Source organism: Leptospira stimsonii (genome assembly GCF_003545885.1).
GTDB classification, from domain to species: domain Bacteria; phylum Spirochaetota; class Leptospiria; order Leptospirales; family Leptospiraceae; genus Leptospira; species Leptospira stimsonii.
This window is the reverse complement of record NZ_QHCT01000001.1, coordinates 678,190-689,194: the sequence shown is the minus strand read 5'-3', so window position 1 is coordinate 689,194 and position 11,005 is coordinate 678,190. Positions and strand designations below refer to the sequence as shown.

The following is an 11,005-nucleotide window of genomic DNA, read 5'->3' as shown; positions in this document are numbered from 1 at the left end:
TAAAATACATATCGTCAAGCAAAAAGGAACTTCGGGCGTTTGTATCGCCTGTTATAATTTACGCGAAGCAATCCAACGATTTACGGAATAAACCAAAAGGTGTTCTGACAGTCGAATGTGTTGCCTTGTGCAAAGCGAAACAAAGTAAACTAACTGCGATTGTTTGCTACTTAAAAACCACCAATGCAGACATATTTGACGTTAAGATATTCCTGAATCCCGTACTTAGATCCTTCTCTTCCGAATCCGGATTCTTTCAACCCACCAAATGGAACTTGCTCCGTCGATATCAATCCTTCGTTGATTCCCACCATTCCGGCTTGTAAATTCTCGGCAATAAATTGCATTTTACGATAATCTTTGGTAAACGCATAAGACGCTAATCCGGAAGGTGTAGAATTTGCGATTCCAATCCCTTCTTCCATCGTTTCGAATCGATAAATCGGAGCCACCGGACCAAAAACTTCTTCCCGCATGGAAAGTGAATCTTCTGAAATCTCCGAAATTACGGTCGGGGAAAAAAATAATTTCCCAGATTCCAAACGGTTTCCACCTAATTGAAGTTTGCCTCCCCTGTCGATTGCATCTTGAATATGACTTTCCACCTTTTGAACAGCCATTTCGCTTATCAACGGACCGATCGTTGTGTCCTTTTCTAAACCGTTCCCGACTTTTAATTTTAACACCGATTCTAAAAATAAACTTATAAAATCTTGATAAATACCTTTCTGAACCAAAAACCGATTCGCACAAACGCAGGTTTGTCCCGCATTTCGAAATTTAGAAAGAATCGCGCCTTTTACCGCCTCCTCCACATCGGCGTCGTCAAAAACCAGAAACGGTGCGTTTCCTCCGAGTTCGAGGGAAAGTCTTTTCAAAGTATTTGCGCTTCTTTCCATAATCAGCTTACCGACCCTGGTCGAACCCGTAAAACTGATCTTTCTGACATCGGAAGAATCGATCAGTGTATTTGCGATTTCTTCCGGATAACCGGTTAGAACCTGAAATACTCCGTCCGGAATTCCGGCTTCTTGTGCAAGAACGGCTAACGCGAGTGCGGAGAATGGCGTGAGCTCGGAAGGTTTACTGATGACGGTGCAACCCGCCGCTAACGCGGCGCCGGCTTTTCGGGTGATCATCGAAGAAGGAAAATTCCACGGAGTTAAAATTCCACAAACACCGACCGCCTCTTTGATTACTTCGATTCTCGTATCCCTTCTATGACTCGGAATGAGATCTCCATAGACTCTTTTTCCTTCCTCCGAAAACCATTCCAAAAACGAGGCCGCGTAGTCGATCTCTGCTCGCGACTCATTCAAAGGTTTTCCTTGTTCCAAGGTCATAAGAATCGCTAAGTCTTCCCGATTTTTTTTCATTAGATCGGACCAAGTGCGAATCAGAATCGATCGTTCTTTTGCAGGGCGAGCCGACCAGTCTCGAAAGGAGTGAACTGAAGTTTGAATCGCCTCCAGTGTTTCTTTTTGGCCTAAGGAAGGAACCCTTCCTAAGATTCCTAACGTAGCCGGATTGAGGACTTCGATTTTCAGATCGGGGTTCCCGATCTTCCAAGCGCCACCCCAAAATGCGTCCTGTCTGAATAAATCTTTTCTTTGAAGAAGTTCTAAGCTCAATGGAAAACCTCGATTTCCTTTATGCTCTCAAAAGAAAGAAAGGAAAGAAGAATCTCTTTCCAAAGTTTACTTTTATTCGAGACAAAAATCAGAAAATCCGAACGAATTCCTTTTCAAAATGAAAATTGCTTTTGAAATCTAAATCGGAGATCGGTGATTACTTTCGAGCCTTGGCTTTCTTTGCCGTAGAAGGTTTTGATTTCTGATTCTTTACAGACTGAGATTTTTTCGTCGTCGTTCCTGCGTTTAACAAAGAAGTAATTCCGAATTTTTTTTCAAAGTGAAACTCCACGGATTTGAATCCGTGCTTTGGTGGAATCAAAGACATGGCTCTTTCGGTCAATGCCGTAATGGAAAGACTAGGATTTACACCCAGGTTTACCGTGATCATCGAGCTGTCACAAACCCTCAGGTTTTGATAACCGAAGACACGATTTTCATAGTCGATCACTCCTTCCTTTGGAGAATCTCCCATGATACAACCTCCCATAATATGTCCAGTAATCGGTGCGTTTAACAAAACGTCGTTAATCGAACTTCTCGGAACTCCACCGGTTTTTTGTGCGATTCTTCTTGCCGTTTCGTTCGCAATGGGAATGTACGCCGGAGTTTTTTCCCCTTCCGTGAGAGTGGAACTCATACTCTTTTCAAAGGGCCAAGAAAATCTCCTGGTTCGAACTAGACGGATCTTATTATCCAAGGTTTGCATCACAAGAAGAATCAAGGACTTTTGTGCAAATCCAAACGGCCAAGAGGCTTTGAAAAAATAAACCGGATTGGTTAACAAAGTAAAAAAGTATTTGAGAGGTCTTGGAAATTTACCTCCACCATCCGTGAGCACGGAAGCGATTGTCCCGAAGAAGTCGGAGCCTTTCGGATAACGTACCGGTTCCATATGCGTATGATCATCGGGATGAATCGAAGAAGTAATCGCAACACCGCGAGAGTAATCTACTTCTTTCGTAAAATTTGTAATGGCTAAAACCGTTTCACTGTTTGTGCGAACACAATCACCAAGAGCAGGCGAAAGCCTTGTCATCTTTCCTTTTTGCTTCATTTTCAACAAAAGTCCTACCGTTCCCATCACGGCGGCGGAAAGAATTATATTTTTTGCATAGAATGTTCTTTTCGGAAATCCGAAAAATCCGGTCGTGGATTGCGTTTGAATTTGATAACCGAATTCACCGGTCGCTGAAGCATCAGCTTCTCCGTGTTCATTGATTGGAATCAACGAAACAACTTTTGTCTCCGGAAAAATTTTCGTTCCCATCTTCTCCGCGAAAAAAAGATAATTTTTGTCCAACGTGTTCTTGGAATTGAATCTGCAACCGACCATACAGCCGCCGCAGTGATTGCAAGAGACTCGATCGGGTCCTTCACCTAAGAAGTAAGGATCCTTTGAAAGTTTGCCGGGCTTTTCTCCGAAATAAACTCCGACCGGCGTGGGCCGAAAGGTTTCCCCTCTTCCCATCTCTTCAGCGATTTCTTTAAGAATATAATCCGATTCGTATAATTGAGGGTTTTGCGTAACACCGAGCATCCTCGATGCGATCGAATAAAACGGAAGAATTCTATCCTTACCGCCTAACTTTTTAAAGGTGGGAGAATTCAGAACTTTTTCCCCCGGAACATAAAGAGTATTCGCATATACAAGACTACCGCCGCCGACCCCGGCGCCGCTCACGAGAAAAAAATCCTTCAAAAGATTTAATCTTTGAATTCCGTAAAAGCCGATTCTCGGCATCCAAAGATATTTGTTAAGCGACCAATTCGATTTTGGAAAATCTTCCGATCTCCATCGTTTACCGGATTCTAAAACCGCCACGGAATATCCTTTTTGACTCAACCGCATAGCCGACACACTTCCACCGAAACCGCTACCTACTATGACGTAGTCGTAATCATAGTGAACATTTGTTCTCTTTTTTTGTTCCATAAGTATTCATTAATAATCGGATGATTTATAAATTCAAAACTTTTTTTAATTGACTGTCTCATATTTTAGAGCCGTATCATAATTCCTAACGTACTGATTAAATAAATAGGAGAAGAATATGTCTTCAATGCCTCGTGTTTGTGTCATAGGAGCTGGTTCCAGTGGAATCACGGTTTGCAAAGCTCTCAAAGATAAAGGGATTCCTTTTGACTGTTATGAGGCGGGAAGCGAAGTCGGCGGAAACTGGAGATTCAACAACGATAATAAGATGAGTAATATCTATAAGTCTCTGCATATCAATACTCACAGAGATAGGATGGAATACAGAGATTATCCGATGCCCAAGAGTTACGCCGATTATCCCGGACACCAAAGAATTTTAGAATACTTTATCGATTATGTTAATCATTTCGGACTTCGGAAAAACATTCATTTTAAAAACCCAGTAGTACACGCCGACCATCAAGACGATGGAACCTGGCTGATCACGACCGGAGATGGAAAACAAAAATTTTATGATGCGTTAGTAGTTTCTAACGGACATCACTGGTCACAGAGATGGCCAGATCCTCCTTTTCCCGGAAAGTTTACGGGAAAGATCATCCATTCTCATTCATATGTCGACCCTGATAACCCGATTAAACTCACCGGTAAACGAGTTGTGGTTTTAGGAATGGGTAATAGCGCGATGGATATCACCGTCGAACTTTGTAGACCGGGTGTAGCGTCTAAAGTTTTTCTCGCCGCGAGGAGAGGTGCTTATATCATTCCGAATTATCTTTTCGGGAAACCGCTAGATAAATCGACTGAGATCATTCCGGTTCACACTCCATTCTGGCTTAAGAGTTTTATAATGGGATTGGTTCTACGTTTTGGAGTTGGAAAGGTGGAAGACTTCGGTTTACAAAAGCCGGATCATAAACCTGGGGCGGCACATCCTACGATTTCGCAGGATATTCTTGTACGCTTAGGACGGGGAGACGTAACTCCAAAACCGAACATAGAATCGTATAACGGTAATAAGGTTCGGTTTGTGGACGGTTCCGAAGAAGAAGTTGACGCCGTTATCTATTGCACAGGCTACAACGTTAAGTTTCCATTCTTTGACGAGAATCTAATTTCCGCAAAAGACAATCATTTACCTCTTTTTCATAGAATGGTCAAACCTGAGTTTAAGAATCTTTTCTTCGTCGGCTTGTATCAACCTTTAGGAGCAATTATGCCTTTGGCGGAATTTCAAGGTAAGTGGATTTCCGAATACCTCACTGGCAATTATCAACTTCCGACTGTTGAGGAAATGAATCAGACCATCGAAAAATACGAATCTCAAATGAAGAAACGTTATGTGGCATCTACAAGACATACGATGCAGGTCGACTTTGAGGACTTTTTGTACGATATGAAAAGCGAGCTTAAAAAGGGAATACAAAGAGCTAAGAAGAACGGAAATAGAACGAACGTGGAAGCGATCGCCGAGCAAAAACAAGTTTCAAAAAACGGAGTCGGATCTAACAAACACGGAGTGAAAAAGAAAACTCGTGCTCTTGCAAAAGTTTGAGCGACTTCTTCTTCGATGGATACTGAAACTACCGGAAGGAATTCTTAGAAAAATTTCCGGTGGTGAAATACGAAAACGAGGACGTGTTTTGGATGCAAGACTTCAAATGTCCTTGTATCTAGCGAAAACAAAGCCGAGAGTTGAATCTCTCACTCCTAAAGAAGCGAGGAAATTTTATCAGAATTCCATGCTTTTGTTTGATCTCGAACCGGAAGATCTTTTCGGAATCGAGAATTTCACGATTCCGGTTTCGCAAGGAAGAATCGGAATCAGACTTTATAGGCCGACACAAACCTTAGAAATGCAACCTGCTCTCGTGTTCTTCCATGGGGGCGGATTCGTCATAGGCGATTTGGATTCTCACGATCGACCATTGCGTTATCTTTCAAAAAAAACGGGAGCTTTGATCCTTTCCGTTGACTACAGACTCGGACCAGAGTATAAATTCCCGATTGCGGTCGACGACAGCCTTGTCGCTTATCAATGGATTCTTAAGAACGCAAAAGAATTAGGAATTCATCCGAAAAAAATTGCCGTAGCCGGTGATAGCGCAGGAGGTAATCTCGCGGCTAACGTATCGCTCTTTTCCAAAAAGAAAAAAATCACTTCACCACTTTTCCAATTGTTGATTTATCCATACCTGGATCTTCTAAGGATGAGCGCCAGCCGGAACGAATTCGGTCGCGGTTACGCGCTTACCAATCAATTATTGGAATATTTTAATTTTCATTATTTGAAAAATCCGTTGGATGCGAAGGAAATTCTTGCGTCTCCGATTTTTTATAAGAAAAAAACCGATTTTCCAAAAACCTTTATTCAATTAGCCGGCTTTGACCCCTTGCAAGATGAGGCTCTAGAATTGATCGAAGATCTAAAAAAAAGCAAGGTCCCCGTTACTTTTAGTATGTATGAAAGTCTCGTGCATGGATATTTCAATTTCGGAGGAGTAATACCGGAAGCAAAAAAGGCTTTGGATGAACTCGTTCTTTTTATCAAAGAAGGATTTAAGATACGATAAGATTCTTTCAGCAAACCGATAAAACCGTTTCGATCGAACGACTTTGTATCAAAGTTTCTCTTGAATTTTTTTGAACGCCGTGAAAGGGTTTCGATTCAAGGGAAGTTTTCTTTATGAAATTCAAAATCGCCTCGACTCAAACGCTTATTCTTCTTTTCTCTTTTGTTTTTTTACAACAGTCGCTCGAAGCGGATTCATCCGGAATCGCATCCGGCCCAATCGTAGGCTATTCCACTCTTAAGGAAGTTTTAGTCTGGATTCAAACCGAAAAAAAAGCATCGGTTGCACTCGAATATTTTGAAATTGAAAATCCAAAGAATAAATTTCTTTCCGAGGAAATCCAAACCCGGTCCAATAACGGCTTTGTCGCAAAGTTGATCGCAAACCAAGTAAAACCCGGAAAACGATATCGCTACAACGTCCTGCTTGACGGAAAAAAAGTCGAAGCAAAACATCCTCAGATATTTCAGGCTCAGTCTTTTTTTGCCGCAGGACAAAATCCGCCTAACTTTACTTTTGCGTTAGGTAGTTGCGCCTATGTAAATGAAACCGAATACGATGTCCCCGGAAAACCATATGGCGGAGATTACTTTATCTATGATTCCATTCTTTCCAAGAACCCGGATTTTATGCTTTGGCTCGGCGATAATATCTATCTGAGAGAAACGGATTGGGATTCGAAGACCGGATTCTTACATCGTTACAAACATCAACGAGGAATCCCCGAGTTACAACCGTTGTTTTCTGCCGTTCATCATTATGCAATCTGGGACGATCACGATTTTGGACCGAATGACGGAGATTCTTCTTTTTGGATGAAAGACACAGCGGAAGAAATGTTTAAACTTCACTGGGGAAATCCAAATTTCGCTAAGGAAGGAATCTACGGCTCTTTCACCTGGGGTGACGCTCAATTCATCCTTCTCGACGATCGAACTTTTCGAACAGCTAACAATAACAAGGTGATTGGACCAAGACAAATCCTAGGTGAAAAACAATTCCAGTGGCTCGTCAACTCGCTCGCATTTTCCAAAGCGACTTTTAAATTTGTCGCGATCGGCGGACAATTTCTTAACCCGAATGCGGTTTATGAAAATTACGCGACCTACCCCGAAGAAAGGAATAAAATTCTATCCGCAATCAAAAATCTCAAAGTCAAGAATGTGGTCTTCTTAACGGGTGATCGACATCATACAGAATTGAATCTACTTACGGAAGAGGGAGCTGAACCAATTTATGATTTCACAGTTTCTCCATTGACTTCCGGAGCTTACGCGGTTACGGAAAAGAATCCTTTGAGAATCGAGGGAACTCTCGTCGAGCAAAGAAATTTCGGGATGGTCTCCGTTACGGGGAATCGCGGGGAAAGAAAACTACTTCTTCAAATATTCGATGGAAAAGGAAAGGAACTCTGGAAGAAAGAAATCATTCCAAATCCTTAATATTTCGATGAAACGAACCATGACAATACTGTTAAGCGCTATTCTTTCAATCGTATTCTTTCTTCTCCTTTTTGTTTGGTGGAATCAGGACAAACTGATTTTCTTTCCCGAAAAATTACCCGAAGATTACGTATTTCAATTTCCATTACCGTTTCAGGAGATCGAACTTTCGACACATGACGGAGAAAAAAGTTTTGCACTCTATTTTAAAGCGAAGAACAACGATCTAAACAAAACGATTCTTTTCTTTCACGGAAATGCCGGAAGTTTGAGAACTTGGGGAGGAATTTACGAAGACTTTGTTCCATTAGGCTGGAACATATTGATTACCGACTATCGCGGATACGGAAAGAATAGCGGCAGTCTTTCCGAAAAAGCGATGTATCAAGACGCAGAAACATGGCTGGATTATACGATCAAGAAGTTGAATGTTCCGAGGGACCGGATCATTGTTTACGGAAGATCGATCGGCACCGCAGTTGCAATCGACTTAGTTTCCAAAAACCCCGATATCAATCTCTTTTTGGAAACACCCTTTACTGATCTACCTTCTTTGGTTAAGAATTATTTTCCATTCTTGCGATCCTGGATGCTTCGTTTTCAATTCGACAATGTAAAAAAATTAGAAAAAATAAACTCCAAGATTAGAATTTTTCACGGAACCGAAGACGAGATTATTCCTTATCGAAATTCCCAATCTATATTAGAAAAGATGAAATTACAAAATAAAGATGTGATTCTATATACGATTCAAGACGGTACCCACAATGATTTAACCGTCTTTCCGGAATATCACCAGGCTTTGAAAAAAAGCCTGGATCAAATCCGTTGATTCTACATTAGAAATATTCCGGAAAAAGAACTTTTAGTTTCTTCACAGTTTCCGGATTTCTTTTTTCCGGAGCGGTAATGATGGAATATTTCGTGCTGTTTTTCAAACTTAGATCGTCTCCGTTTCCGATAACATCTATAAGTTCTGCGAGTAACTTTTTTGCGGTTTCGGCGTTTTTCGTCAGATTCGCGATCACCATTTCCAGCGTTACAGACTCTTCCCCTTCTCTCCAACAATCGTAATCGGTGGACATACAGATCATCTGATAGGCAATCTCCGCTTCTCTCGCAAGTTTTGCCTCCGGAAGAACGGTCATATTGATGATATCCGCACCCCAAGAACGATAAAGATGAGATTCTGCCTTTGTGGAAAATAAAGGACCCTCCATACAAACGAGGGTTTTGTTCGTATGAATTGCCAAACCGATTTTCTTTGCAGTCGCTTCGATACGTTTGCTTAGGTTGGATGAAAACGGTTCCGCAAACGGCGCGTGCGCGACAACTCCGTTTCCAAAATACGTCGCGTTTCGCAGACGAGTACGATCGATTACTTGCGAAGGCAATACGAAGTCGAGAGGTTTGATTTCTTCTCTTAAACTCCCAACAGAACTAAAAGCAATGATTTCCTCAACACCGAGCTGTTTGAGTGCGCAGATATTCGCGTGATTCGGAACTTCGGGGGGCAACAAAAAATGTCCGACGCCGTGTCTAGGTAAGAATGCGATGAGCTTTCCTTTATAGTTACCGATTTTGATTTTATCGGAAGGTTTTCCCCAAGGAGTATCGGGATAGATCTCTTCGATCAATTCCATTCCGTCGAGACTATAAAGTCCCGTTCCTCCGATGATGGCCGCTTTTACATGATGAGGCATGAATCCTTACTCCTAAACGAAAGTTCTCACATTCTTCAGGGTCAGTTTTGGATAGAGGACCTAAATTGTAAATCGTAAGTGGTTTCTACTGTTCGTAGATTTATGCAGTGCTCAGATTTTTTAATTCCAGAGATTGAGTCCGGATCTTTTCCACTTCGATTTGAAGTTTTCCTGATTCTTGGTTGATTTGGTTGATTTCCTTTTCCAGATGAACCATGGTTTTTACCATTTCCTCCTGACCAACCATCTGTTCTTTTGTGGATTCGAAAATTTCACCAGAGAGTTGTTTGATACGTTCTACTTCGGACACAAAGTCTTGTATGATTCTTCTTTGCTCCTGATAGAGTTTACCCATCTCTTCGATTCGGCTCACGGTCTCCGATATTTTTTGTTTTTGGCGGTTCGTTAAATCCCCCGTATCGTTCGATGCCTTATTCGCTTCTCCGATAAACTCTCTGGATTGTTTTACGATCTCCGAAATATTTTTTGCATTCTCCGAAGTGAATTCAGCGAGTTTGCTTACTTCGTTTGCGACAACGGCAAAACCTCTTCCTGCGGCTCCGGCTCGAGCGGCTTCGATCGAAGCGTTTAGCGCCAGTAAGTTGGTCTTATCCGCAATTTCACCCATAATCTGATTGATTTCATCGACTTTGTTAAACGAATTTGCTATGTTTTTTAGGAAGTGTGTCGTTTTTCCCGCGGCCTCGGACACGTTATCCATATCGACTTTGTTCTCGTTTGCATAAGAACCGAGATCTTTGGAAAATTGCGCGATACTTTCGATAATCTCACCGAGATTTTTGGACTTTTGATTGAGATCCACCAAACTCCGATTTTGCGTTTCGATCGAACCGGAAGTGCTTTGGGAAGCGGCGGATAGTTCTTCGATTACGGCGTTCACTTCTTCCAACGAAGCCGCCTGCGATTCCATTTTTTCTCCGGTCGTATTAATAAATTCCGCAAAGTTTTGGATCGAATTCTCGAGACTTTCCGCCGAGATATGAATCGCTTTTTGATTTGATTCCAATCTCGCTAAGAATCCACGACTTTCTTCCGAAAGTTTTACTGCTTGGTCCGCGAGTTTCATAAAAAGATTCATGAGCTGGGAAAGAATAATTCCCGCCACGAAGACAAATACAATCTTGATCATTTCCACGCTGGTGGTTAACATACCTGGTTTGTTGGCAAGATTTGGATCCTCGGATAATTCTACGCCGAATAAAACCGCCACAGTTAACGCAATTGTTGATCCTAATGCACCGAGAAAGCCAACCAAGATTACGAATTTTTTTTCACCCAAAAGTCCGGCATAAATATTGATATAAAAATAGATAAAAAAGAGAATCACGTTCTTCATTACGCCTGAAGCGACCTGAGGAGAAATCATCGCGTCAAAAATCAAAGTGGAACTCAAAATGATCGAATCGAATATTACCGAAGTCTTATGTACCCATTTCGGAACTTCTCCAAAACGATTCCAAATGAAAATTCCGATACAGTAGATCCACATTGCCAACGTTCCGCTGGAATGGATGATTAGTTGAGTCGGGTCAAAGACCTTGAGAGCTCCCAGAATCGAAAATGTAAACAATATAACGAGACCAAGGCGAATTCGATTGATTAGGACGGCCCCATTCTTTTGAATGAGATCGAGAGAAGATTGACTCATATCTTATGGGAAGAATGAAATTTTGCATTTCAAACAATCTCCCGCCCA

General features: G+C 41.8%; 8 protein-coding genes. 4 read left to right on the top strand and 4 right to left on the bottom strand.

Annotation, left to right across the window (positions count from 1 at the left end; translation table 11 throughout):
* Positions 1–170 precede the first annotated feature (170 nt).
* The gene (locus DLM75_RS03410; RefSeq protein ID WP_118967109.1) at positions 171–1,631 is read right to left on the bottom strand and encodes an NAD-dependent succinate-semialdehyde dehydrogenase; all 1,461 of its coding nucleotides are present in this window, start codon (positions 1,629–1,631) and stop codon (positions 171–173) included.
* A gap of 157 nt (positions 1,632–1,788) precedes the next feature.
* Positions 1,789–3,567, bottom strand: coding sequence for a GMC family oxidoreductase (locus DLM75_RS03405; RefSeq protein ID WP_118967108.1), 1,779 nt, complete (start codon positions 3,565–3,567; stop codon positions 1,789–1,791).
* A gap of 118 nt (positions 3,568–3,685) precedes the next feature.
* Here DLM75_RS03405 and DLM75_RS03400 point away from each other — a divergent pair, with 118 nt between their 5' ends.
* The 4 genes from DLM75_RS03400 to DLM75_RS03385 all read left to right on the top strand — a co-directional run bounded on the left by DLM75_RS03400 (position 3,686) and on the right by DLM75_RS03385 (position 8,417).
* Positions 3,686–5,125, top strand: coding sequence for a flavin-containing monooxygenase (locus DLM75_RS03400; RefSeq protein WP_118967107.1), 1,440 nt, complete (start codon positions 3,686–3,688; stop codon positions 5,123–5,125).
* Positions 5,106–6,143, top strand: coding sequence for an alpha/beta hydrolase (locus DLM75_RS03395; RefSeq protein ID WP_118967106.1), 1,038 nt, complete (start codon positions 5,106–5,108; stop codon positions 6,141–6,143). The genes DLM75_RS03400 and DLM75_RS03395 overlap by 20 nt, the downstream gene beginning before the upstream one ends.
* 113 nt (positions 6,144–6,256) lie before the next feature.
* Positions 6,257–7,585, top strand: coding sequence for an alkaline phosphatase D family protein (locus DLM75_RS03390; RefSeq protein WP_118967105.1), 1,329 nt, complete (start codon positions 6,257–6,259; stop codon positions 7,583–7,585).
* 7 nt (positions 7,586–7,592) lie between these two features.
* Complete coding sequence (locus tag DLM75_RS03385) at positions 7,593–8,417, top strand: alpha/beta hydrolase (RefSeq protein ID WP_118967959.1); 825 nt, start codon at positions 7,593–7,595, stop codon at positions 8,415–8,417.
* 7 nt (positions 8,418–8,424) lie between these two features.
* On the opposite strand, the gene mtnP is transcribed toward DLM75_RS03385, so the two are convergent.
* On the bottom strand, positions 8,425–9,288 hold the full coding sequence (gene mtnP, locus DLM75_RS03380; protein WP_118967104.1) for an S-methyl-5'-thioadenosine phosphorylase: 864 nt from the start codon (positions 9,286–9,288) through the stop codon (positions 8,425–8,427).
* A 100-nt stretch (positions 9,289–9,388) separates the two neighbouring features.
* Complete coding sequence (locus DLM75_RS03375; protein ID WP_118967103.1) at positions 9,389–10,957, bottom strand: methyl-accepting chemotaxis protein; 1,569 nt, start codon at positions 10,955–10,957, stop codon at positions 9,389–9,391.
* Positions 10,958–11,005: the final 48 nt, after the last annotated feature.

Coding starts and splice junctions, on each gene's coding strand:
- DLM75_RS03405 (WP_118967108.1), bottom strand. CDS start 3,567: ATGGAACAAAAAAAGAGAACAAATGTTCACTATGATTACGACTACGTC.
- DLM75_RS03400 (WP_118967107.1), top strand. CDS start 3,686: ATGTCTTCAATGCCTCGTGTTTGTGTCATAGGAGCTGGTTCCAGTGGA.
- DLM75_RS03390 (WP_118967105.1), top strand. CDS start 6,257: ATGAAATTCAAAATCGCCTCGACTCAAACGCTTATTCTTCTTTTCTCT.
- DLM75_RS03385 (WP_118967959.1), top strand. CDS start 7,593: ATGAAACGAACCATGACAATACTGTTAAGCGCTATTCTTTCAATCGTA.
- mtnP (WP_118967104.1), bottom strand. CDS start 9,288: ATGCCTCATCATGTAAAAGCGGCCATCATCGGAGGAACGGGACTTTAT.
- DLM75_RS03375 (WP_118967103.1), bottom strand. CDS start 10,957: ATGAGTCAATCTTCTCTCGATCTCATTCAAAAGAATGGGGCCGTCCTA.